At 68.0% G+C, this 22,933-nt stretch carries 27 protein-coding genes; 10 read left to right on the forward strand and 17 right to left on the reverse strand.

Features of this window, described 5'->3' with window-relative positions; all coding sequences use genetic code 11:
- Positions 1 to 2 precede the first annotated feature (2 nt).
- The gene (locus tag GT355_RS03090; RefSeq protein ID WP_120069526.1) at positions 3 to 485 is read right to left on the reverse strand and encodes a universal stress protein; all 483 of its coding nucleotides are present in this window, start codon (positions 483 to 485) and stop codon (positions 3 to 5) included.
- 373 nt (positions 486 to 858) lie between these two features.
- On the opposite strand from GT355_RS03090, the gene GT355_RS03095 reads away from it, so the two are divergent.
- The 4 genes from GT355_RS03095 to GT355_RS03110 all read left to right on the forward strand — a co-directional run bounded on the left by GT355_RS03095 (position 859) and on the right by GT355_RS03110 (position 5,461).
- On the forward strand, positions 859 to 2,121 hold the full coding sequence (locus GT355_RS03095; RefSeq protein ID WP_160133279.1) for an NRAMP family divalent metal transporter: 1,263 nt from the start codon (positions 859 to 861) through the stop codon (positions 2,119 to 2,121).
- A 113-nt stretch (positions 2,122 to 2,234) separates the two neighbouring features.
- Positions 2,235 to 2,405, forward strand: coding sequence for a hypothetical protein (locus GT355_RS03100; RefSeq protein ID WP_160133280.1), 171 nt, complete (start codon positions 2,235 to 2,237; stop codon positions 2,403 to 2,405).
- Positions 2,406 to 2,539: 134 nt separating this feature from the next.
- The gene (locus GT355_RS03105) at positions 2,540 to 3,583 is read left to right on the forward strand and encodes a pentapeptide repeat-containing protein (protein WP_160133281.1); all 1,044 of its coding nucleotides are present in this window, start codon (positions 2,540 to 2,542) and stop codon (positions 3,581 to 3,583) included.
- Between the two features lie 123 nt (positions 3,584 to 3,706).
- Positions 3,707 to 5,461 carry a MutS-related protein gene (locus GT355_RS03110; protein WP_160133282.1) on the forward strand — a complete coding sequence of 585 codons (1,755 nt, stop codon included), beginning with the start codon at positions 3,707 to 3,709 and terminating at the stop codon, positions 5,459 to 5,461.
- A 21-nt stretch (positions 5,462 to 5,482) separates the two neighbouring features.
- On the opposite strand, the gene GT355_RS03115 is transcribed toward GT355_RS03110, so the two are convergent.
- The 6 genes from GT355_RS03115 to GT355_RS03140 all read right to left on the reverse strand — a co-directional run bounded on the left by GT355_RS03115 (position 5,483) and on the right by GT355_RS03140 (position 10,410).
- Positions 5,483 to 6,637, reverse strand: a complete 1,155-nt coding sequence (locus tag GT355_RS03115) for an NAD(P)/FAD-dependent oxidoreductase (protein ID WP_160133283.1) — start codon at positions 6,635 to 6,637, stop codon at positions 5,483 to 5,485.
- Positions 6,638 to 6,698: 61 nt separating this feature from the next.
- Entirely contained in the window at positions 6,699 to 7,022 is a 324-nt protein-coding gene (locus GT355_RS03120) for a DUF8026 family protein (RefSeq protein WP_160133284.1), read from the reverse strand.
- A gap of 1 nt (position 7,023) precedes the next feature.
- Positions 7,024 to 8,481, reverse strand: a complete 1,458-nt coding sequence (locus tag GT355_RS03125) for a sodium-dependent transporter (RefSeq protein WP_160133285.1) — start codon at positions 8,479 to 8,481, stop codon at positions 7,024 to 7,026.
- Between the two features lie 247 nt (positions 8,482 to 8,728).
- Positions 8,729 to 9,247 carry a TRAM domain-containing protein gene (locus GT355_RS03130; RefSeq protein WP_160133286.1) on the reverse strand — a complete coding sequence of 173 codons (519 nt, stop codon included), beginning with the start codon at positions 9,245 to 9,247 and terminating at the stop codon, positions 8,729 to 8,731.
- 70 nt (positions 9,248 to 9,317) lie between these two features.
- On the reverse strand, positions 9,318 to 9,677 hold the full coding sequence (locus tag GT355_RS03135; RefSeq protein WP_160133287.1) for a group I truncated hemoglobin: 360 nt from the start codon (positions 9,675 to 9,677) through the stop codon (positions 9,318 to 9,320).
- A gap of 91 nt (positions 9,678 to 9,768) precedes the next feature.
- A complete protein-coding gene (locus GT355_RS03140; protein WP_160133288.1) occupies positions 9,769 to 10,410 on the reverse strand; it encodes a helix-turn-helix domain-containing protein in 642 nt (213 codons plus the stop codon).
- A gap of 160 nt (positions 10,411 to 10,570) precedes the next feature.
- Here GT355_RS03140 and GT355_RS03145 point away from each other — a divergent pair, with 160 nt between their 5' ends.
- Both GT355_RS03145 and GT355_RS03150 read left to right on the forward strand, forming a co-directional pair.
- Positions 10,571 to 10,948, forward strand: coding sequence for a DUF8106 domain-containing protein (locus GT355_RS03145; protein WP_160133289.1), 378 nt, complete (start codon positions 10,571 to 10,573; stop codon positions 10,946 to 10,948).
- 916 nt (positions 10,949 to 11,864) lie between these two features.
- Entirely contained in the window at positions 11,865 to 13,016 is a 1,152-nt protein-coding gene (locus GT355_RS03150; RefSeq protein WP_160133290.1) for a sugar-transfer associated ATP-grasp domain-containing protein, read from the forward strand.
- 3 nt (positions 13,017 to 13,019) lie between these two features.
- On the opposite strand, the gene GT355_RS03155 is transcribed toward GT355_RS03150, so the two are convergent.
- Positions 13,020 to 13,289 carry a hypothetical protein gene (locus GT355_RS03155; RefSeq protein WP_160133291.1) on the reverse strand — a complete coding sequence of 90 codons (270 nt, stop codon included), beginning with the start codon at positions 13,287 to 13,289 and terminating at the stop codon, positions 13,020 to 13,022.
- A gap of 212 nt (positions 13,290 to 13,501) precedes the next feature.
- On the opposite strand from GT355_RS03155, the gene GT355_RS03160 reads away from it, so the two are divergent.
- Positions 13,502 to 14,152 (forward strand): bifunctional 4-hydroxy-2-oxoglutarate aldolase/2-dehydro-3-deoxy-phosphogluconate aldolase, encoded by a 651-nt coding sequence (locus GT355_RS03160; RefSeq protein WP_160133292.1) that lies wholly within the window; start codon positions 13,502 to 13,504, stop codon positions 14,150 to 14,152.
- Between the two features lie 45 nt (positions 14,153 to 14,197).
- Here GT355_RS03160 and GT355_RS03165 read toward each other — a convergent pair whose 3' ends face one another.
- From GT355_RS03165 to GT355_RS03175, 3 genes are all read right to left on the reverse strand, one after another.
- A complete protein-coding gene (locus GT355_RS03165) occupies positions 14,198 to 14,353 on the reverse strand; it encodes a hypothetical protein (RefSeq protein ID WP_160133293.1) in 156 nt (51 codons plus the stop codon).
- Positions 14,354 to 14,580: 227 nt separating this feature from the next.
- Positions 14,581 to 15,648, reverse strand: coding sequence for a sialidase family protein (locus GT355_RS03170; RefSeq protein WP_160133294.1), 1,068 nt, complete (start codon positions 15,646 to 15,648; stop codon positions 14,581 to 14,583).
- A 98-nt stretch (positions 15,649 to 15,746) separates the two neighbouring features.
- Positions 15,747 to 16,169, reverse strand: coding sequence for a hypothetical protein (locus GT355_RS03175; RefSeq protein ID WP_160133295.1), 423 nt, complete (start codon positions 16,167 to 16,169; stop codon positions 15,747 to 15,749).
- A gap of 148 nt (positions 16,170 to 16,317) precedes the next feature.
- Between GT355_RS03175 and GT355_RS03180 the strand changes: the two genes are divergently transcribed.
- Entirely contained in the window at positions 16,318 to 16,776 is a 459-nt protein-coding gene (locus tag GT355_RS03180; protein WP_160133296.1) for a GNAT family N-acetyltransferase, read from the forward strand.
- Here the strand turns inward: GT355_RS03180 and GT355_RS03185 are convergent, their stop codons facing one another.
- Both GT355_RS03185 and GT355_RS03190 read right to left on the reverse strand, forming a co-directional pair.
- The gene (locus tag GT355_RS03185; RefSeq protein WP_160133297.1) at positions 16,777 to 17,250 is read right to left on the reverse strand and encodes a DUF7384 family protein; all 474 of its coding nucleotides are present in this window, start codon (positions 17,248 to 17,250) and stop codon (positions 16,777 to 16,779) included.
- Between the two features lie 127 nt (positions 17,251 to 17,377).
- Positions 17,378 to 18,010, reverse strand: a complete 633-nt coding sequence (locus tag GT355_RS03190; protein ID WP_160133298.1) for an SWIM zinc finger family protein — start codon at positions 18,008 to 18,010, stop codon at positions 17,378 to 17,380.
- Between the two features lie 125 nt (positions 18,011 to 18,135).
- On the opposite strand from GT355_RS03190, the gene GT355_RS03195 reads away from it, so the two are divergent.
- On the forward strand, positions 18,136 to 18,336 hold the full coding sequence (locus GT355_RS03195; protein WP_120069605.1) for a DUF7472 family protein: 201 nt from the start codon (positions 18,136 to 18,138) through the stop codon (positions 18,334 to 18,336).
- Between the two features lie 5 nt (positions 18,337 to 18,341).
- Here the strand turns inward: GT355_RS03195 and priL are convergent, their stop codons facing one another.
- Positions 18,342 to 19,430: a DNA primase regulatory subunit PriL gene (priL, locus tag GT355_RS03200; protein ID WP_160133299.1), complete on the reverse strand. Its 1,089-nt coding sequence runs from the start codon at positions 19,428 to 19,430 to the stop codon at positions 18,342 to 18,344.
- 89 nt (positions 19,431 to 19,519) lie between these two features.
- Here priL and GT355_RS03205 point away from each other — a divergent pair, with 89 nt between their 5' ends.
- Positions 19,520 to 20,122 carry a protein sorting system archaetidylserine decarboxylase gene (locus GT355_RS03205; RefSeq protein ID WP_160133300.1) on the forward strand — a complete coding sequence of 201 codons (603 nt, stop codon included), beginning with the start codon at positions 19,520 to 19,522 and terminating at the stop codon, positions 20,120 to 20,122.
- A gap of 22 nt (positions 20,123 to 20,144) precedes the next feature.
- Here the strand turns inward: GT355_RS03205 and GT355_RS03210 are convergent, their stop codons facing one another.
- From GT355_RS03210 to GT355_RS03220, 3 genes are all read right to left on the reverse strand, one after another.
- Positions 20,145 to 21,554: an FAD-binding oxidoreductase gene (locus GT355_RS03210; RefSeq protein WP_160133301.1), complete on the reverse strand. Its 1,410-nt coding sequence runs from the start codon at positions 21,552 to 21,554 to the stop codon at positions 20,145 to 20,147.
- Between the two features lie 110 nt (positions 21,555 to 21,664).
- Positions 21,665 to 22,333 carry a DUF2238 domain-containing protein gene (locus GT355_RS03215; protein WP_120069612.1) on the reverse strand — a complete coding sequence of 223 codons (669 nt, stop codon included), beginning with the start codon at positions 22,331 to 22,333 and terminating at the stop codon, positions 21,665 to 21,667.
- Positions 22,330 to 22,917, reverse strand: coding sequence for a hypothetical protein (locus GT355_RS03220; RefSeq protein WP_160133302.1), 588 nt, complete (start codon positions 22,915 to 22,917; stop codon positions 22,330 to 22,332). Before GT355_RS03220 ends, GT355_RS03215 begins: the two co-directional genes overlap by 4 nt.
- Between the last annotated feature and the right edge of the window lie 16 nt (positions 22,918 to 22,933).

Genomic DNA, 22,933 nt, shown 5'->3' on the forward strand with positions numbered 1-22,933 from the left:
GCTCAGTCTGACTCCTCGTCCACCTGTCGGTCGTGGACGACCGTCACCGGGGAGACCGACCGGCGCATGACCGTCTCGGAGACGCTCCCGCGCAGGATCCGCGCCAGTCCGGACCGGCCGTGACTCCCCATGACGATGTGGTCGATCCCGTTTCGCTCGGAGTAGCTCACGATCGAGCGCGCCGGGTCACCGAACTCGATGACCGTGCCGAGGGTGAGGCCACGTGCGTCGGCCTTTCCCTGTGCCTGTGAGAACCGTTCCCTGATGCGCGCTTTCGTCGGCTCGTACCACTCCTCGCTGTACCCCGGCATCCCCGCCCTGCCGACCGGGGAGTGATAGCCGGTCTCCTCCGGTCTGGTGTCGAACGGGTCGATGACCGTGAGCAGCGTGATAGTGACGTCAGGCAGTGTGAGTGCGTGGACGAGCGCGGCCTCGGCTTGTGGGGACCCGTCCATCGGGACGAGGACCTTTTCGGTGGTGGACATGTGACATCAGTGACTCCGTCGTGCGCCCGTGACCGACTCCTCGGGAGTCGTCACGGGTCGACCACTCCGTACGGTTCGTTCACGTCCCACATGCTTAACGACTGAGCAGGAGTACGCAGGCAGCCTCGGTGGAAAACGACCTAGGCGGGGACGACCCGGACGGGGGTTCAGCGCTGTCTCCTGGGGTCGGACCCCGAGCGGTCCGTGTAGGGGGTTTCCCAGGATTCGAGCGCGGTCGAAAGCTCAAGGTTTATGCGCGGGTATCGCGTGCGTTCGCCTCGAAACTACCCGGCCCCGGCGACCGACGGCGTGGGTCGGGATGGTGGTGGCGGCTCGTTTCTGTTCGGCTCTCGAATCAAACCCAGACGATACCATGAACCTGATAGAAAACACGCCGTTGGAGGGGTTCTTCGACGAGTACGGCCTCGGGTTCGTGATGGTCGCGAGCTACTTCGGGTCGGGGTCGGTCTTCATCGCGAGTTCGGCCGGGGTCCAGTACGGCTACGCGCTGCTCTGGGCGGTGGTTGCGGCGGTCGTGCTCGGGTTCATCGCCCAGTACATCAGCGCACGGTGTGGGATCTTCGGGAAGCCGCTGATGACGTTCGTCCACGACCGGCTCGGAGCCCCGACCGCCACCGCCATCGCGGTCGTGCTCTCGCTTGGCTGTGTCGCGGGGGGGCTCGAACTCACGGCCGCCGTCGGGAAGGGCATCTCGGTGCTCCTCGGTGGCGCGGGCTACTCCGTCGGCTGGATGCCGCTCGCGGTGCTGTGTGCCGTCGTCGCCGTCGTGGTCGGGATCCTCGGCTACGACGCGGTCGAGAAGGTGATGGTCGCGCTGATGTTCGGGCTCCTGATCGCCTACGTGGTCGTCGCCGGCGGGAGCTCGCCGTCCGTCGCCGGAATGGTGGGCGGAATGGTTCCCCGGATCCCCGAACTCGGCGCGCTCGCACTCATCGCCGGGATCCTCGGGACCACCGCGCTCTGGCCCAACTTCTTCCTCGAATCCATCCTGGTTCGGGAGAAGGGCTGGACCGACGAGGCGGCGCTGCCGGCGATGCGCCGCGACCTCGGGATGGGCTACGCCATCGGTGGGGTCGTTACGGTCGCGATCGTCGTCGCGACGGCGGCCGTGCTTCGACCCGCCGGGATCACCGAGATCACGACCTACATCACGCCCGGACGCGCGCTCGCCGACATCCTGGGCGAGTGGGCGCTCGTCCTGTTCCTCGTCGGCTCGATCGTCGCGGCGTTCAACAGCATCGTCCCCATCATGTGGACGCCCGCCTACATCATTCCGCAGGCCACCGGGCGCGAGATCGACGACACCGACCGGGTCTTCCGGGCGATCTACGCGGTCGGGACCGCCGTCACCGGTCTCTCGCCGCTCGTCTCGATACTCTTCGGGTTGAGCGTCGTCGACATGATCCTCCTCTTTCCCGCCGTCAACGCGGTCGTCGGGCTCCCGATCACGACGGTCTGCCTCCTCTGGGCGGCGAACAGCTCGACGTTGCTTGACGAGTACGTCAACGGCTGGATACTGAACACCGTCGGAGCGATACTCGTCGTTCTCTCGGTCGTGCTCGCGGTCTCCTCGGCCCAAAGCGTCGTCGGTGCCATCACCGGCGGTGGCCTGTAACTTCCCGGAAATCGTCCGTTGGGAGGGAGCCGCCAAAGCGACCAAGCACCCCCTCGAAGCCACCATGCCAGAGCAAGGCACACACGTATTCCGATACGCCGCCTCACTCGGTCATGGGGCCACAGTACCAGGGATGTCCGTTCTGTGACCGTGTCTTCGAGATCGGGTCGACCGACGTCCGACCGATGAAGCGGCACATCCGTCTCGCACACGCCGACCCGGAGACCGATCACACCCGGGACGACCGGCTCCCCTCGAAGCGGCCGTCGTTCGGCCGCGTCTGAGTAGCGGCCGGACGAGGCGGAGCCTCGATGGGGTAGTGCTCGTTCTTCGCCGTGACAGACGGCTGGTGAGAGGAATCCACGGACGGCACACGCCGGGCACAGGGCTATGCCGTCGAGCGGGTAACCGAGTGGCGATGGCGACGCCGGCCGACCGCTGTGGCTACGAACAGCCCGTGATAACACGGGAGAACGTCGGTGCGGTGTGTTGCTGGCGGCCGGTGTGGACGGGCCGCGAGCATTGTATCTGGCACGCCGACGAGGACGAGAAACCCCGCGCGGCGTTCGAAGCCCACCCCGCCGAGCACGGTGAGCGACTCGACGGGGCCGTCCTCCGCGGGGCCTTCCTCACCGGTGCCGACTGGTTCGTCGGCGGGACGCTCATCGGTGCCGACCTCTCGGGAGCGATCCTCAGAAACACGGATTTCACCGGGACGGACGTCCGCCGAGCGAACTTCCGGAACGCCGACGCACGCGGCGCGGTCTTCGACGGGGCGAACGTCGAGGACGCCGAGTTCGTCCACACGGAGGTGCAGGGGGCGAGCTTCGAGGACGCGCTGTTCGACCGGGCGGTCTTCCGGGAGGCCCACGTCGACCGGAACACCCGCTTCGGCGACCGGGTCGCCTACGACGACGGGCTCGAAGCGGTCGAGGGGGAGGCGCTGGTGGTGACCGCGGAGGCGGGGATCTGGACGTACAAGGAACTCCAGCGGCTCTTCGGCGAGAACGCGCTCCCCGAGGTCGAACGGCGGTACTACCTCCGCGAGAAGGACCTCAGACGCCGCGTCGCCTGGCTGAGCGGCCACTACGGCCGAGCGGTGCGTCTGGAGGCGGCCCGCTGGGTGACACACTACGGAACCAGCCCCTCACGGGTGGTCGTCACTTCCCTCGTCCTCATCGTGGCCTGCGCGCTCCTCTATCCCTTCACCGACGGGATCCGGGAACCGGCCACCGGGACGGTGATCGCCTACGGTCCGGCCGACCCGATCGGCATGACCCTCGGGGAGCTGTTCGCGACGCTGTTCACGAGCCTCTACTTCAGCGTGATCACGTTCGGAACGCTCGGTTACGGGGACATCCAGCCGGTCGGTACCGCGGCCCGCGCGCTCGCGAGCGTGGAGTCACTGCTCGGTGCACTGCTGCTCGCGCTGCTCGTCTACGTGCTCACGCGCACGCTCTGAGTGCCGGCTCGTGCTGTGGTGTGTCGAGACCCAGTTCGTCGAGATCGCGTTCGCTCACCGGCGCTCCCGTCGGGGGTCGCGAGTCACACAGCTATTTGAACGCCCGCCGTCGAATCGAGAGCCATGCGTCTACAGGACTACTGGGGTATCGGGCCGAAGACAGCCACCCAGCTCACCGACCAGCTCGGGGTCGAACGGGCGGTTCGAGCGATCGAGTCGGTCGACATCGCCACCCTCACCGACGCCGGTCTTCCGCGCGGTCGGGCGACCCGCATCCTCCGTCACGCACACGGCGAACAGGGGATGGCGATCCTCGCCACCTCGGACACACGGACCGTCTACAAGGACCTCCTCGAACGGGCCGAAGCGTACGCCGTGACCGCGGCCGCCAGCGACCGCATTCGCGTTCTCACGCCGCTGACCTCCCGCGAGGCCATGACCGAGCGCCTCGACGACGTCACCCTCGCGGCCGAGACGTGGCGCGAGCACGACGAGCCAACCCGCGAGGCGATCCTCGACGTCTTCGAGCGCTTCGACGGGATGGGCGGCGGCGACCGTGCCGCGGTCGAGACCGTCCTCGACCTCCAGGAGCTCGGCGTCGACGGCGGGACGTTCGCCTCGGTCGGGTCGATCGACGCCGAGACGCTCGACGACGCTCGCGAAGCGCTCGGTGCCCTCGACACCACGGGCGGCGACCCCACCGTCCGTGAGGGTGTCGACGACGACCTCGACAGGTCGCGCCGCTATCTCGAAGCGGCCGAGGAGCTCGAATCACGTGGTATCGACGTCGTCGAGGCGATCCAGTCCGAGGGGGTCCGGTCGAGCGAGGCCTTCCGCGAGGCGTTCGTCAGCTACGTCGCCGACGAGACGCCGATCCCGGCGACGCGGGTCAGGGAGGCGACCCCCACCGAAGCGGCCGACGCGACGGACTTCATCACGCAGGGGCTCCGGGAACTCCTCGCGAGCTTCCGGACGGCGGTCGAGACCCGCGAGCGGGAGGTACGGAGCGAACTGGAGGGCAGGCTCGAACGCAGCCGGTCGGCGATCGAGGCGGCCGCCACCGCGGTGAACGAGACCGCCTTCCAGGTCTCGCTCGCCCGCTTCGTCCACGCCTACGACCTCACACGACCCACGTTCGTGGAGTCGGGCTGCGTCGCGGTCGAGGACGCCCGCAACCTGTCGCTGGTGGCGTCGATGGGCGATGCCGCCCAGCCCGTCACGTACGCGGTCGGCGACCACGGCTGTGCGCCCGCGGTCCCGGACGAGGACGTGGCGGTGCTGACCGGGGCGAACAGCGGTGGCAAGACCACGCTGCTCGAAACCCTGTGTCAGGTCGTGGTGCTCGCGCACATAGGACTGCCCGTCCCCGCCGCGGCGGCGGAAGTGAGCCGGGTCGACGCGGTCGTCTTCCACCGTCGGCACGCGAGCTTCAACGCGGGGGTGCTCGAATCGACGCTCAAGACGGTCGTGCCCCCGCTCACCGAGCGCACACGAACACTGATGCTCGTCGACGAGTTCGAGGCGATCACCGAACCGGGTAGCGCCGCCGACCTCCTGTACGGGCTGGTCCGGCTCGCGGTCGACGCGGGCGCGGTCGGCGTCTACGTGACCCACCTCGCCGACGACCTCGAACCGCTGCCCGACCGGGCGCGGATCGACGGGATCTCCGCCCGCGGGTTGCGCGAGGACCTCACGCTGGACGTCGACTACCAGCCACAGTTCGGCACCGTGGGTCGGTCGACGCCGGAGTTCATCGTCTCGCGACTGGTCGCGAACGCGACCGACCGAAGCGAGCGCGCGGGGTTCGAGGCCCTCGCGGCCGCCGTCGGCGAGGAAGCCGTCCAGCGGACGTTGATCGACGCGGACTGGTCGTCCTGAGTGCGCCCCGAACCGGCCCCCTCAGGCGACGTTACGTTCGTCCCGCAAGCCGTCGTCCGTCTCGAAGCGTCGGGAGCGAAGCGGGTCGATGTCCACGAGCGAAGCCTTGCCGTCGCAGGCGATCTCGGCGACGATCCGGCCCGTCGCGGGGGCGTGCTGGAACCCGTGGCCCGAGAAACCGGCGGCGACGACGAAGCCTGGGACCACCTCCTCGACGACCGGGTGGTGGTCGGGGGTCACGGCGTACAGCCCCGCCCAGCCACGTTTCACCCGGGTTCGGTCGCCGAAGTAGTCGGTCCACTCGCTCGCCCGTTCGAGCGCGCGCAGCGTCCAGTCGAGCCCAGGCTCCTCGTCGTAGTCGTCGGGGTTCTGGACGGGGTCCGCCCCGCCGAAGTGGCCACCGACGAGCGCGTCTCCCGCCCGTTCCGGGCGAAAGTAGAGTCCGGTGTCGAGGTCGATCACCAGCGGCGCGTCCTCCGGCACGGGGAGTTCGGGTTCCACCACGAGCACCCGTCTCCGTCTCGGCACGATCGGGAGGTCGACGTCAACCATCGCGGCGAGCCGACCGGCCCACGCACCGGCGGCGTCGACGACCGCATCGGCGGGGATCCGTTCGTCGGGCGTCTCGACGGCACGGACCGCACCGTTCCCGTCGAGCAGTACGTCCGTGACCGGCGTCCGCGTCCGGAGCTCGACGTTTCGCCTGTCGAGAGCCTGCACGTATCCCTGTGTCGCGAGGTTCGGGTCGGCGAACCCGTCGAGCGGCGAGTACGCGGCGGCGACGAACGGTTCATCGTGGATCCCCGCCGCGAGGTCCGTTGCTTGGGCCGGGTCCAGATACCGGCTCTCCCCACCGCGCTCGTTCTGTAACGAGACGTCCTCACGCAGGTTGGCCGCCGTGGACGCCTCCCGTGCGAGGAGGAGGTAGCCGGTTCGGCGGTGGCCGATGTCCACCCCGAAGGTCCCCTCGAAGTCGGCCCAGACGTCGAGGCTCGCGAGCGAGAGGTCCACGTTCACGCGGGTCGAGAACTGTGTGCGGATGCCGCCCGCCGCGCGCTGGGTGCTCTCGCCACCGAGACGGCCCTGCTCACAGAGCGTCACCCGGACCCCGCGTTCGGCCAGGGAGTACGCACACGAGAGACCGACGATGCCGCCACCGACGACGACTACGTGCATCCGACCATCCCGTCTCGATTTCGTGGAGAGTCGGCGTTTCGAGCCGCTCGGTCCCGCCGGATCACTCCGAGATCAGCTCCAGCCGCTCGATCTCCGATTCGGACCAGTCGTAGAACGACTTGTCCGTCTCACGGAGCGTCTCGACACAGTCGTTGTATCGGCTTCGCGCCTCCGGAGCGAACTCGTCGTCGGGATGGTCGTGTATCCACTCCCGGAGCTCCGCGAGCGCACGCGGCGAGTACGTATCGATCCGACCCTGTGCGTTCAGGAGCTCCAGCTTCCGGTCCTCGTCGCGAAGGGAGCGAACGAGCGCCCACACCGCGGTCCCCCAGAGCACGACGACCGACGCGATCATGACGACCCACGCGCTCAGTGCGAGCGCCACGTCAGTCCGCCTCCATCGCCGTCTCGCCGGTCGTCCCCCGACGTAGCAGCCCCATCACGAGAACGGACCCGAGGAGGATGCCCCCCATGAGGACGATCCCACCGACCGTCTGGACCAGCGAACTCCCGATGTTCGTCACGAGGTAGTAGACCATGATGAACACCATCACGACTGGGATTACGTACTTGATGACCGGGCCCCACCACTTGCCGATATAGACGTCGGCGTTGTGGTTCAAGGCGATCACCCGGATCCGCTCCGGGCCGATCTTCCAGCCGACCGTGAGGACGAGCACCAGCGTGGCGATCGGCAGTCCCCAGTTTCCGAACATGAAGTCCATCGTGCCGAGGAACTCGCTCGAGTACGCGCTCGGGAGACCGACGAGCCAGATGACGACGGAGACGGCGAGAACCGACCCACGGCGGCTCAGCCGCGTCTCCTCCGAGACGGTCGTGACGGCGACCTCGGTGATCGCGATCCCCGTCGAGAGGGCGGCGAACAGAAAGCCCACGAAGAACAGGATCGCCCACATCGCGCCACCGGCCATCCGCGGGAAGACGCTCGCGAGCGAGACGAACGTGAGCTGCGAGCCGGCCGAGGGGTTGATGCCGAACGCGAATATCACCGGGAACGTCGCAAAGACCGCGAGCAACCCGATGCTCGTGTTGCCGATGGCGGTGAAGATCCCGCCGCCGAGCGGGACGTCGTCGTTCTCGGAGAGGTAGCTCCCGAGCGTGAGCGCGATCCCCCACCCCAGCCCCGTCGAGAACAGCGCCTGTCCGAGCGCGGCGATCCACGTCGATCCCCGGGTGAGGTAGTCCCAGTCCGGCGTGAAAACGAACTCGAGACCGCCCATCGCCCCCGGCAACGTCAGCGCCTTGATGGAGATCGCCACCAGCGCGAGCACAAGAAACGGCATCGTCCACTTGACGACGCGTTCGATCCCGCGGCGGATACCGAACAGCAACACGACGGCGGTGAGCGCGACCGCGAGCGTCTCGGTGCCAATCGTCATCACCGGCGACCCGGAGAACGCGTCCCAGAACGCACCGGAGTCGAACCCAGGCTCCGAGAACCGAAGGAGGAGCGCGTTGGCGGCGTAGTAGATCGTCCAGCCGATGGTCGAGGCGTAGTAGGACATGAGCGCGACGATGACCACCACGATACCCAGCCCGAGTCCCTCGGCACGGCCGCTACCGTAGACCGACTTGAACGCCCCGATGACGCCACGGTTGGTGTACGAACCGAGCACCGTCTCCGCCATCAGTCCCGGCACGGCGATCAGAAAAAGCAGGAGGATGTACGCGACCAGGAACGCGCCGCCGCCGTTTTGTCCGGTCGTGTAGGGCATCCGCCAGATGTTGCCGGCCCCGACCATCGCCCCGAGCATCGCCATCAGGAAGCCGAACCGGCTCCCCCACTCCTCGCGAACGGTCCGCGCCTCAGCGCCGCTTGGCATCGTGTATCACAGACGAGGCAACACTGATAGATATAAATACGTTGCCCTGGGCAAGAATCGCGCTGGCTTCGCGATCCCGATTACCCCGCTGGGACCCCCGTCGGTCCTGCCGAAACGGCACGTCGGACCGACGGGTGGCCGACCAGCGTTCGAGTCGTCGAGGGACGAGCGGGGCGTCTGGTTCGGATACTTACGAAGCGAACGTGGATCCGGGTGGTCCGGCCGTCGGACGAGTTCGTCGACCCGTTTACTCCATCCGGTCCGGTTCGTCGGTGGGGTCCGTTCCGTCGGTGGGTTCCGTCGCACCGGCGGATTCCGTCCCGTCGGCGGGTTCCGGTTCGTCGGTCGCCGACTGGGCGGTCCCGGTGACCTCCGCGAACGCGACGTTGTCGCGGGCGTTCTGGATCTCGACCTCGACCTCGTCGCCAGGACGGGCCCCGGGGACGATGACGACGTATCCCCGCTCGACCTTCGCGATGCCGTCGCCCTGGTCACCGACCGACTCGATCGTCAGCGTGCGCGTCTCGCCGCTCTCGACCGGTGGCGACCGGGCGTCGTCGTTCGTGCGACCGGCACCCGACTCGGACCGGACCCGGCTCCCCTCGTCGGTCGACCCCGTCGGGAGAACCGCGACGCGGTAGGTCTCCTCGGGGACGATCGAGCCGTTCTCGACTTCGTTTTGCGGTATCTCGATCCGATACGTGTCGCCGTCCGCCTCGATAGACCCACTAAAGAGACACTCCAACCGGTCCGAAATCTCGACCATAGGTAGCTCGGTGCTCGTTCTGCAAGGCTATTGAACCTTCTCATTCGACCGGTCTCCCCGCTGGCAAGCTCTACCGATCGAGGATCGGGTCCTCGAGCGCGCTCACTTCGGCCATGATGTCGGCGATGTTCGCCTCGCTGACGTCGTTCTCGCGGAGCGCCCGTTCGAGGTAGGTACCGACCGCCTCGAAGTCCGCCTCGCTGATGTCCAGGTGGCGGTGTGCGTCCCGCATCTCGCCACCGGTGTACGTGACGGGACCGCCGGCCACCGCACTGATGAACTGGACTTGGTGGGCACGCAGCTCGGCCATGTCCATTCCCTCGAAGAACCCGACGAGTCGGTCGTCGGCCAGCACCCGGTCGTAGAAGTCCTCGACGACCGCCTCGACCGCCGCTTTCCCACCGATCTCCTCGTAGACTGAATCGGTCATCAACGGGGACCCTAACGGCCCGTCCCGGGTATCGGTTCGCCCGAACGCGATCGGGTCTTTTTCCGTCGGGACCGTGACCGTGGTGCTCGACCTACGACGCCGTGAGGAGCTGGTCGAGGAGTTTCTCCTGGGCGATCGCCAAGTGTTCGCTGAAGGTCGCCACCGAGATGTCGAGCGAGTCGGCGACGTCCGCGGCCGTCGTCCGCTTCGGGTGGTCGAAGTACCCCATCTCGTGGGCCGCTCGCAGCACCTCGTACTGGCGGTCGGTGAACGCGGCCCGGTTTATCGGCACGAACGCGTCGCCCCCGTCGGGTAGCGCCTGCGTGAGACGCCGTACACGAACGTTTCGGGCGCACGAACGGACGTCCTCGACGACCGAGCGGACCGTCGGGAGACCGGGCGCGAGGAACGACAGCGTGAGCGTCCCGGCGTCCGCACGGATCTCCCGCGCGGGGCAGCCGTGGTCGGAGAGCGTCCCGCACGGGCAGTCCCCGTCCTCGTTCCGGAAGCGATAGATCGACTTCTCCTCGTCGCCGGCTATTCGTTCCGCGCGTTCGTCCGCCGGCGAGGACTCGGTGGTCCGGAGCGTCAGCTCACCGATCCGGCCATCGCCGGTGCCGGTGGACCGCCCGTCGGTCGTGATCGATTCGACCTCGAAATCGGTGCTCAGCAGGGCTGCGGGACAGCGGTCGATCCCCATCACCGAGATCTCGACGTGGACGGCGGACTCCATATTGGACGGTCGTGGATCGAGCTATAAGCGTTCCACGAACGGCTCGCACGATTGAGGTGGATTGGGACTCTCGCTCGACGTCGAACGCCACGAGACACCCACATCATCGACCACACGTATCGCCAACAAACATACAACGGGACGGGCGGTAGCCCGCGCTGTGGACCGAACGAACCCAGACCCCGATGGCGATTCCGGCTGCACCGAGGCGAAGCGAGCCTCGCAGCAGCGAAAGTCGGTTCTCATCTGCCCCGGGTGTGGGCGCGAAGCGCTCGCGACGGGTGACTGGGACCGGGAGCCCACGGACCAGGAGGATCGGGTCGACCTCGTCTGTCCCGACTGCCGGACGCACCTCGCGACCCGGGGCAGCGATCCGGAGACGGAACACGGACGGGGAACCCCCGCTCCGATGCTGCCGGGCACGACGTTTCCGCAGCTGGCCGTCTCGACCGGCTTGCACGTCACCGCGGTGCAGCTCGACCTCTGGACACGGTTCTGGACGCCGTCCACCGCTCGGCACGGCAGGGGTCGTTCGTAGGCCGACCGTGTCGCGGCGTCGTGCGGGTCGGATGCGCGTTCGATGGTCGATCGAATAGGTCTCGACCGACTCGTCACGTCGTCGGAGCTATCGCGCGGTGACGAGCACCGTCACGTAGCGAAAAACCTCGTTCGGTTTCCGGAACTCTCAGTGCGCGTGGTCACTCCCGACGACGGGACGTCCGTCGAGAGCCGTCTTCGCTATACTGGAGAGTACGTTCTCGACGATACGGGGTTTCTCGCCAAGTAGAAAGGGGACCCGTCGCGTGGCATCACCTGCAACTTCCCCGTCCGACTCGATACACGTCGTCGGCAAATAGCTACTGGCCGTTCTTCGGCCACACGAACGATTTCCCCGCGGATAGCGATCGCTGCTCCGCTTTCCGTATTTTTCCTCCCAACCGAGGAACGGAGTGGCGCGTGAGACGGTCCCACCGCGTTGCCGTGCAGACCATCGGACCCTCCCCCGTAATCGCTGCTGTCCACCGAACGAAGCCAACGGAGCGCCCTCGAAAGGGCTCGGAGCAGCTCTCGAGTCGATCCGGGTCGAGGGTTCCGTTTCGTCGAACCGTGGTCGGGTTTTTCTCGCTCCTCTCGGGGGTGAGAACTCACACAAGGCTTATATCGATCTGGACTAAACGTTCATTCAGGCCAGAAGAGGGCCGTTGCGTGGCATCACTCCGTGACCTCCCTCCCGCTGGTCCACCCTCCCACTTTCGACGAAGACGAATCCCGATAGCCTTCCTCATATCCTTGGATGTTCCGACCCAGTGGGTGTCGTCGCGGGAGGACGTCCGCAAGTAGGGCCGGGAAACGGGATCCGTTGCGTGGCATCGCCCGTCTCACCCGTCGCCCAATCCACCGCTCGGCCTCATGCAGAAGGGCTACCTATACGCGCTTCCGCTGCCGAAGTGGTTATGAATCCGCTCCATCGTGTGTCGAGCAAACTCTATTGGCGGTCGGGCGACGGACTGCGGCGGCTCTCCCAGCGCGGTGTGAAGCCGTTTCTAGAACTGGTGGTTCACGAGGAGGCTACGGCGTGGTCGCTCTTCGAGATGCCGATCAGCCGGCGGCTGTGGCTCTGGCGGCACGGGTTCATCAGCCAAGCCGACGTGCTGTACGACGTCGACGAGCGGACCTACCACCGCTACCTCTCGAGCTATCAACGCGAACTCACCCGGCCGATCAACGGCCAGTGGCGGACCTCCCTCCAGAACAAACTGCTCTTTCACCGGCTCCTCCAACCGTTCGACGCCCACCGCTCGACGGTCCACGGTCACCTCCATCGCGGACAGTTCACCGCCGTGGACGCTCTGGACGACGGTTCGAGCGACGAGGCGAAGAACGCGAACGACCGCACCACCGACTCGGTATCGCGGGTCAAGGAGTACCTGACCTCGGAGAACCGACTCGTCCTGAAACCGATCTACGGGGTGAGCGGCAACCGCGTCCTCATCTGTTCGCTGACCGACGGGGACTACTTCGTCAACGGAGCGGAACGGTCCGAGCGGGAGTTCGAGGAACTGGTGGCCTCGCTCGACGGCTATCTCGTTTGTGAGTTCGTCGAACAGGCCGACTACGCGGACGACCTCTTCCCGGACGCCTCGAACACGATCCGCGTGCTCACGATGTGGGACCCCGACACCGACGAACCGTTCATCGCCGACGCGGTCCACCGGATCGGGACGGAGCGGTCCGCCCCCCGCGACAACTGGTCGCGCGGGGGGCTCTCGGCGGCGATCGACCGCTCGACGGGACGACTGGGGGAGGGGGTTCAGTACCCATACGATGGCTCCCTCGAGTGGCACTCGACCCACCCGGAGACGGGGAACGCGATAGCCGGGCAGGAGGTCCCCGGCTGGGAGGCGGTGAAGGAGAAGATGACGGCGCTGGCGGGACGGTTCCCCCAGATCCCCTACGTGGGGTGGGACATCGTCGTGACCGACCCCGGCGAGTTCACCGTGATCGAGGGCAACACGTGCAGCGGGGTCCGCGTGTTTCAGGTTCATCGTCCGCTGCTCGACGACCCGCGGGTACGGCGTTTCTACGAGCACCACGACGTCATTTGAGCCTCACCGGAGGAGCCGTCTGAGCAGGTCGTAGACACCGCTGAGTACTAGTACCGTCGCGACCAGCACGAGCAGGTTCAGGGGTGAACCGGTCCCGATGGGTGTCACCGTCACCGAAAGCGGGTAGACCGCGACGAGGTAGACCCCGAGCGCGACCACCGCCAGGATCACCCCTTCGACGAGCGCCCGGACCCGATCGCTCGCGAACACCCGGCCGAGGGTCGACGACCGCGTTTGAATCGCGTTCGTTCGCCGCTCGGGCGGGATGGTCACGCCGCGACGACCTCCCGACCGGGACCGAACCGTCTCGGGGTGGAGTCGACCCACAGCACGGTGTCGACCCCGATGCGCGGGAGGGGGCGCGAACGAGCGGGGGACATACCGCTCTCTTCCGTGGCCTGCCCAACAGTCTTTACGGTTCCGGTGACGACCCGCCGTGCCGTTCCTACCGGAGTGCTTTTTCCGACACCGTTGGTAGCGAACCCATGGAGAAAGCAGTCGTTCAACAGCGGCTCGCCGACAGCGGGGTCGTCGCGGTCCTCCGTTCGATCCCCGAGGACGTCATCGTCGAGGTAGCGAACGCGATCCACGAGGGCGGGGTGACGGCGCTCGAAGTCACGGCGGACGCCGACCGCCCCGCCGAGATGATCGCCGCCATCGACGAGGACCTCGAGGGGACGGACGCGATCGTCGGGGCTGGCACCGTCATGGACGCCGAAACCGCCAACGAGGTCATCGACGCGGGCGCGGAGTTCGTGCTCGCACCCAACTTCGAACCAGAAGTGGTCGCGGCCTGCAACGAAGCCGACGTCGTTTGCGTTCCGGGGATCATGACGCCGACGGAGGCCGTCGACGCGATGAACGCCGGCGCGGACGTCCTGAAGGTGTTCCCGGCGGCGACGGTCGGGCCGGGTCACATCAGCGCGCTCCGGGGCCCGCTGGGCGACATCCCGCTGATGCCCACGGGCGGGGTCTCGGCGGAGAACGCTGGCGCGTTCTTCGAGGCCGGTGCCATGTCGGTGGGTGCCGGGTCGGCGCTCGTCAACTACGAGGCCATCGAGAACGGCGACATGGACGGCGTTCGAGAGCAGGCAGCGGAGTTCGTCCGTGCCGTCGAGACCGCCCGGTCGGGCTGAGCTCGGCACCGACGAAACCCATCGAGGCGGCCGGAGAACCCGGTCTCAGTCCCAGTCGAGGTTCGCGATCGCGTCGTCGATGTCGAACGCCTCGGTGGTCTCGCTTCCCGCCTCGGTTCGGTCGACACCCTCCTGTTCTTCGTCGATCTTGACCTCCGGTCCTTCCTCCTCGGTGAACTCCGAGTGGACGCCCCAGGGCATTCTATCGCCTCCTGACGGGTCGCTCGGGTTTCCGATCCGATGCGGCACCACGGTAGACCGTTCCGTTCGTAACTCTCATCGTTCGGGCGGTTCACTACGCCCGTGGAACGATTATACCTGTCGGGAGGACCGATCGTGATGGGCCACCACCCGAAAGACGGCTGTAGACTCGGACCACACCGCCCTCCCGTCGTCGTGACCGGCTCTCACGTCCGCCGAAACGGCGGCTACTCCACCGCCATCTCGACGGTGCCCTCGACGTACCGGTTGACCGATTTGTTCCCGTCCGGGAGCGTCGACGACGACCGCTCGACGGACCGTTCGACGATCGTCCCGCCGGCACCGACCGCGACGTCGTGGGTCTTCCCGCGGGCGACGCCCTTGAGTTTGGCTTTGACCGGCGTCCGCAGCCGGTTCCACTGGCCGGCGGAGCGGCGCTCGTAGACCTTGCCGCCGCTTCCCGCGGCGAGCCCCTTCGCCCCGTCGCGGTCGAGGGCCCGGATCGCCTGCCGACCGTCGTCGATGACGTGTGGCGTCCACCGGAAGCCGTCGTAGCGGTAGACGATCCCGTTGCCGGCGGCGACGTTCACGTCCTTCGGCCCGACGCTGGCGATGTCGAAGAACCCCTCGCCCGCGAAGTCGATCCCGATGCGCTTCCAGTTCGTGCCGCCGTCGGTGGTTTCGGCGACGAACTGACTGGTCGAGCAGACGTGTCCCGCCGTCCGACCGTGGAAGTCGATGGCCGGGATCGTCGACCCGCCACCGGGTTTGGTGACCTTCTCGTACTTGATCGCGCCGTTCTTCCGGCGAGTACCGACGAGGAGCTCGCCCGAGCCGTTGACGAAGAAGAGCCGTTCGTCGGTGTCGGCTTTCCCGACCACCGAACAGCCCTCCCAGGTGCTGGTCTTGCCCTTCGGCGCGGAGTAGTTCGTGAGGGTCTCCGTGACGACGTTGTACTCGCCGATGACGCCCGACCCGCCGACGAACCAGATCGCCTTGCCGTCGCTGGTCACGTCGATGGCTCGCAACGGCCGGCTTCGCGCCTGCGGGCCGTAGTCGACGACCGTCTGCCAGCCGCTCTTCCGGCGCGCGAGCACGTCACCACCCGCCCCGACCGCGAACGGTCCCTCGACGGTATCGACCACCCCGTACAACGTCTTCGTCGTCGGCGAGTCGACCCTCGTCCAGAGGGTATCCGACGACCGCTTCGATGCGACCCCGACCGTCGGGACGCCGACCGCGGCGACCGCCGCCGCGCCGCCCGTTTGCAGGAAGTTCCGTCGTGTCAGTGACATCCGTTTTTCACCACACCTCCGGTTCGGAGCCACCACCCTTTAGTTGACAACAAACTGCCATAAAATATCGTATTCGAACGAACCGTTTCGCCTGGGTATCAGTCGGTCCCACGATAGGCCAGCACCGCGGCCCAGAGCGCCCCACCGGCGAGCACCATCGACGTCCCCGAGAGGAACTGTATCGTGGTGAGTTTCCAGAGGACCGAGTCGTGACCGCCTCCACTCTCGGATCGCTGGGTATCGGTGGTGTGAGCGGTGTGTGCGGTGGTCGTCGTTTCACCCGATCCGGGAGAGCGTGTCTCGGAGGTCGTATCCACCGTCGAACACGGCGTTGTTCCGGTTGCGGTCGCCGGGGCTCCGGCCGCGGTCGCCGAGGCGGTCGTGTCGGTACCCGTGGTGAGGTTCGCGGTCGTGGTGTGCTGGCAGCCGTGTGCCGCCGCGGGGGCGACGAGCCCCATCGTGAGTACCGCGAGACACAGCGCGCCCAGTCCGAGTCGTCGAACGAGTGGTCTGAAACCCATACCGTCGACCACCGCTCGCTCGCCATATATTCGGGACACGCTCCGGATCGACTGAGTGATTTTCTACTGTGTTCGACGGACGGATGTCGTTCGACGGATGAGACTGCACGACCGCGAGAACCACGACCGGTCGGGTCGAGCGGGACGTATGTACGTCCGTCCCGCGACCGCCGCCGACCGCGCCGCGCTCCCCGCCCTCCACACCGCCAGCGTCCGCGCGTTCGGGCCCGAGTACTACGACGCCGACGCGGCTCGACGGTGGGCGAAACCCGGAGGCCGGTCACCCGCGGACTACGAACCCGACACCGACGACGAGCACGTCGTCGTCGCGGTTCGCGACGGAGCGGTCGCGGGTTTCGGCCATCTCGTCCCCGCCGTGGGCGAGGTCCACGCGGTCTACGTCCATCCCGATCACGCGCGCCACGGCGTCGGGAGCGCGCTGCTCGCCGAACTCGAAGGCTACGCGCGGGGCCGCGGTCTCGACCGCCTCTCGCTCCAGTCGTCGCTCAACGCGGTCGGGTTCTACGAGCGTGCCGGTTACGAGCGCGTCGGCGAGGGCGAGAGCCCCGGCGGGCTGGCCGTCGTCGGGATGGAGAAACCCCTCTGATCAGGCCCGTGGGTCGCGGTCGGGACCCGGATACTCGCCGCCGACGGCGGTCGGATGGAGGGTTTCGGGGTCGAAGAGCTGGGCGAATCCCCTAGGGTGTTTGACGCTCACGTCGACGTACGGGCGGAGTTCGGCCCCGGTTCTCGCGGTCCGGAGCCCGTCGTCGAACGTGAGGAGGTGGGCCGCGTCGCCCGCCGCGGCCGACGCGAGCGCCGGGTGGTCGCCCGCCGACTGTTCGACGCGAACCCGCAGCTCGTCGATCCGCTCGCGCCACGCGTCGGCGAGGCCGTCGTCCGCGAGAGTCGCGACGACGGCCGCCGCGTCCGCGAGGAGGGCGTCGCTCGCGACCAGCGAGACCCACGAGTGGGCGCGCACGAGGTCGAGCGCCTCGCGGGCCGCGCCGCCGCAGAGCAGGTCCGCCGCGAGCACGTCGGCGTCGGCCACGACTCGCGCGGGATCGGGTCGGTCAGTCATCGCGACGCGTCGCGAGCGCCTCGCTGACTGCCTCGGGCGTCACGTCGTACTCGGCTGCGCGCTCGAACAGCGCTTTCCAGCTCATACCCCCGACCGTGGCCGCCGAAACAAACGGATTGCGTTCGACTCAGACCGTCGCGATCGACCCACCGCCGCGACCGTCCAGCGGTCGGCGCACGAGCCGCGACCGCGGGAACGAGTAGCGCCGGTCGCTGCCGGGATAGGTCACCTCGACCACCGGTTCGCCGGGGTCGTAGGCGCGGTTCGTCGGATGTGCCGCAACGGTCGTGTCGAGGTTCCGGATCTCGACCTCGTCCGCTCGACGGTCGACCACGCCCGCGACGACGAGGTAGTCGCCGGTCTCGCGGTCGCGGACGCGCTCGCCGGGGCGGTACGTACAGAACTCACACAGCGGCAGTCGGATGGTCTCGGGAACGAACGTCGTCCGACCGCACGCGAGACAGTCGGTGGCGCGCGAGCCGGGTGGTGGGACCCGCCCCTGCGTGACCTCGATGGCGACCCGCCGAAGGTGTTTACAGCGCGCGCCGCGGCGGACGTGGTCGGGGCACGAACACCGGCCGTGGGGGAGGTCGACGACGTGGTTCGCGTCGGCCTCGGTCTCGACGACGTACTGACCGCCGCCGAGCGGTGACACCGCCATGCGTTCGGTCCACGCTCGGGCGGCGCGGGCGGGGAGGGCCCCGAGGTCGGGGGCGAGCGATTCGATTCGTGACGCGGGTGTGTTTCTGGTGTGCGTCATGGGTTTTCTCAGGCAGCAACGTCTCTCGGACGTGTTCTGCCGTCAGTGGAAAGAGGGGCTGGAACGGCCTAAACCCGTCGGCGGGGTTCGAAGCGCTTTTCTCAGGGCCGACGGAATCACCGGTCATGGAACGGGAGACGCTGGTCGAGGCCGTGGTTTCCATCGTCGCCGTGGCGATGTTCCTCGTCGTGATCGTCGTCGTCGGCGTTCTCTTCGAGGGGGCGAACCACCAGCTCGTCGGCCTCGGCCCGTTCGCGCTGATCGGCAGCGTCGCCTTCTTCATCGTGGCGATGTCGATCGCGGGCTACTTCCTCGCCGGCCAGTAGCAGCTTCAGGCCTCGGCTTCGCCCTCGTCGTCGGTTTCTCCGTTCGCCTCACGCCAGTCGGTGAGCTCCTCCTCGTCGGCGTCGTCGAGCGCCTTCTCGTAGTAGGCCAGCGGGTGCGAGATGGTCTCACACCGCTCGTCCTTGTTGATACAGTCGCCGTAGGACTGCATCGTGGCACACGACGGGGGTGAGTACTCCGTGGGTCCGGTCTCGCCACGGATGTGGTCGGTCTGGTACCGTGTGATGTCCTCCGCGAAACCCGGGTTCACGGTGTAGAGGTCGACGATCTCGTCGGTGGTCATCCCGATCGAGGCGAGGAAGGCGGTGATCGCGAAGCGCGAGTGGTGAGCGAGGTGGTCGCCCTTCTGGACCCCGTCGAGTAGCGCCTTCATGCACGGCGGGAAGCGCTCGGGCACCACGGTGTCGATGTCGCGGGTGAGGTCGAGGTCGGCGAGCGTCTCGCGGAGGTCGGCCACGGGGCCGTCGAGCGCGTCGCCGACGGCGGTCGGAACGGAGAGGGGGAGCCCGTCGGCGACGCGGCGCTCGACCGCCTTCCGGAGGAGGTCGTCGCGTTCGGCGGTCGAGACCGGCACCATCCCGTCGGCGAGCGCGCGGTTGACCAGCCGCCAGCCCTCGCCACGCATGTCGGCCGCGAGCGGGAGGTACGCGCCGACCTCGACGAGGTGGTCGTCGAGGTCGGTCTCGGCGGGGTGGATGTGGCGCGCGAGGTCGAACTCCACGAGGAGGTCGTCGGCCGTGAGCGGCTGTTCGCGTGCGCTCTTGAGCTTCGAGCCCTCGGCGGCGGTGAAGCGCTCGTGGGCGGCGCTGGCCTCGCTCCGTGCGTAGCGCCGTGTCAGGATGTGTTCGTCGACGAGCGAGACCAGGACGCGGGCCAGCGGGTACGAGAGGAGTTCGGTGCGGACGTCGCGATGGGGCTCGCCGATGTCGCCCTCGGTGAGCGCGCGCTCGACGCGCTCGGTCGCGCGCGCGACCACCCGCTCCTCGTCGGCGAGCGCACGGAGGTCGGGGTCGAGCTCCGCGACGGCCTCGCGTGCTCCGTCGAGGAACGGGTAGGTGGCGTGGCGGCGCTCCATTCGCGGGTCGTACTCCAGCGAGGCGAATAAGTGCGATGGTCGGACGAGACCGGAAGACACAGGTAGCGAATGGGAATACCCGCTATCGAATGCGGATCGCATCCCACGCGTGGCGCTACGCCACGCCGGCGCTCGTCCTCGCGCCGGTCGCGTGGCCCCTCTCGCCCCTCGCGGCGCTGGCGGCACTGGCGGCCGGCGCGCTCGCGCTCGTCTTCCACCGCGACCCCGAGCGCGTGGTCCCTGACTCCGGGGTCGTCGCCCCTGCCGACGGCCGCGTCTCGGTGGTTCGACGCGAGGGCGACCGCCTGCGCGTCGGGGTCTACATGAACGTGCTGGACGTCCACGTCAACCGCGCGCCGCTCGCGGGTCGCGTCGAGTCGGTGACCCACTCGCCGGGCGCGAACCGGCCGGCGTTCTCGAAGGACTCGGACCGAAACGAGAAGGTGCGGATCGACTGCGGGGCGTTCACGGTGGTGCAGATCGCGGGCGCGTTCGCCCGCCGGATCCACCCCGACGTGGCGGCGGGCGACGAGATCGCTCGGGGCCAGCGGATCGGGCACATCAGTTTCGGGAGCCGCGTCGACGTGATCCTGCCTCCACACGTCGAGGTCGAGGACCTCGCGGTCGAGAAGGGCGAGACGGTGCGTGCCGGTGAAACGGTGTTCGTCGAAGACGGAGCTCTCGACCCCTGACGGCTGACTATTCGCTTCCGACTCAGGGGGTCGGTTCGACGGTCGGGCCACTCCCGAGGAGGTTCTCGGGGTCGTACTCCGCCGCCATCGACGCGAGGCGGTCGTAGTTGTCGCCGTAGATCATCCGGGCGCGTTCGCCCTCCGCGACGAAGCCGGGGAAGCCGGCGTAGAAGCCCTCGATGGTTGCCGAACTCGCCCAGAGGTGGTCCCAGATCTCGCGGGCCCACGACTCGCACGCCTCGTCGTTCTCGGGGTCGTCCCAGCCCCCTTCGACGCTCAGGAGGAACTCGGCGTTCCGGTGGGGGTAGGCGGTCGCGTCGGGGGCGACCTCGCTGACCGCCCCGCCGAGGTGCCAGATCCCGAGTTCGCACTCGTTCGTGGGTGCCGCGAGCAGCGCGTCGACCATGGCGTCGAGGTCGTCGTCGGCGAGTTCCGTGGCGTACGCCGAGTGCCACGAGTAGCGTCGCGCGTCCGGGAACAGCAGGCGTGCGACCTCGTGGACGCCCGCGAGCGGCTGTGGGCCGCTCATGTCCATCAGCGGCTCGCCGAAGTCCTGGAAGGACGCCATGACCTGCTCGCCCTCCTCGACCGGGCCGGCGTAGACGCCATAGACCATCACCACGGGCGCGCCGATGGCCTCCGGCGGCACCATCGGGATCGGCGGGATCCGCATCAGCACGACCAGCGTGGTCAGTTCGGCGGGTGCCTCGGCGGCGTGGGTCCGGTAGGCCCGGAGGACGTCGCCCGCGCGCTCGATCGGGAAGATGAGCTGAGCGATCGCCACTTCGGGACCGACCTCGTGGAGCTCGAGTTCGAAGCTCGTGACAACGCCCACGGTCGCGCCGCCACCGCGGACCGCCCAGAACAGGTCGGGGTTCTCGTCCGCGCTCGCGGTCAGTACCGCTCCATCGGTGGTCACGAGTTCGACCGACCGGAGGTTGTCGATCCCGAGGCCGAACTTCCGGCGAAGCCAGCCGATACCGCCCGCGAGCGTCGAACCCGCGATACCGGTCTGCGCCGCCGACCCGACGACCGGCGAGAGGCCGTGCTCCTGGGCGGGGCCGAGTACGTCGGCGACGCGCGCGCCGGGACCGACCCGCGCGGTACGGCGCTCCGGGTCGATCGTGACGTCGGTCATCCCGCTCATGTCGACCACGAGCCCGTCGTCGACGAGCGCCGACCCGGTGACGTGGTGGCCGCCGCCGAGCACCGACAGCGGGAGGTCGTGGTCACGGGCGGCCGCTATCGCCGTCGCCACATCGTCGGTCGAGGTGACACGAACGAAGACAGCGGGATGGCGGTCGACCGCCCCGTTCCAGAGTTGACGGGCCTTCTCGTAGCCCGCGTCGTCGGCCGTGATGACGTCGCCCGAGACGGCCGCTCGGAGGTCGGTTACGATCGATTCGTCGAGGATAGTCGCTGTCGTGCTCATTGTCGTTCACCCCATTCGAGGTCACAACCCTAGTGGTCACGAACGAGCATAAAGATGTAGCTCAGAAGATACTTCTTCTACGACTAATCGGTTCGTAGCGAAAACGGGCGTTACTCGGGGCTCCGGCCGAACGTGTCGAGCCGGGCGGCGAGCGCCTGGGCGACCCCGGAGAGCCGCGCGCCGCCCCAGACCGCGACCACCGCCGCGCCGACGGTGTCGAAGACGAGGTCGAGCATGGTGTCCTCGAGGCCGTACTGGGTGAGGATGCTCCCCGAGCCGAACGCTCCCGAGAGCCCACTGACGGCGAACTCGATCACCTCCCAGAGCACGCCGAAGGCGAGCACGAACAGGAAGATGAAGACCACCATGAATCCCTGCGGGAAGTGAACGTCGTCGCTGTGGACGTCGAGCGCCCGCACGGTGGCGTAGCCCGCCGCGGCGACCACCGACGCCGAGAGCGCGTGGGTGAGGTGGTCGTACCACCAGAAGGACTGATAGGGCGAGAGCGCGGTCCCCGGCAACCCCACCGAGCCGAAGGCGTGGAGGAACACCGCGCTCGTTATCCAGAGCGTGAGCCCCGCGTCCATCGGCAGCCCGAGGTCCCGCTGGAGGAGGCTGGGAAGCCGCGTCACCCCGATCGCGAGGAGGGTGTTGACGATCACCTTCGTGTTGCCTTCGAGGAGCCCCACCAGAAACATCCCGGCCAGACCGACCTCCATCGCGCGGGTGACCTGGCGCTGACGGCGTGTCGAGACCCCGAAGCGGTCACGAAGCCTCATCGTTTCGCCCCCGGAAACCGACTCGTGTGGACCCGCCGGCGGACGTACCCCTCGAAGACTATCCCGGCCCCGACGCCCGCGATGGTCGAGGCCACGAACTCCCACATCAACGCGGTTTCGGTCGTGAGAAAGCCCGTGCCCAAGTAGAGGTCGGCGAGCCAGCGAGTGAGCGCCCACACGCCCGCGGTCGCCATCGTGGTGAGGACGACGAACACCACCGCGAAGCGGTAGCTCATCTCGATCGCGGTGAACAGGTGGAGTTCGACCGCGATGATCAGCGCGAGCGCCGCGACCGAGACGTAGGTCGCGACGTTGCCGACGATCCCGGGGACGACCGCCCACGCGAGCGTCGGGAAGGCGGCGACGGCCAGGATCTCCCACGGTACCATCGCCCGACGGTTCCGAAAGGAGATGGGCGGGAGCACCGCGACCGCGACGATGCCCGCCGCGAACACCGCGCCGAGCACCTTCCCGCGGACCGTCGCTCCCGCTGCAACCGCGACGACGGCGACCACCACCGCCCACGCGAGCCACGCGTTCGCTCGTTCGCTCTCGATGACCCGACCGAGGTCCGCCCGCGACATGGTCGGGGTTCATCGC

Origin of the sequence: Halococcus salsus (assembly GCF_009900715.1) — an archaeon.
Classification (GTDB): Archaea; Halobacteriota; Halobacteria; order Halobacteriales; family Halococcaceae; genus Halococcus; species Halococcus salsus.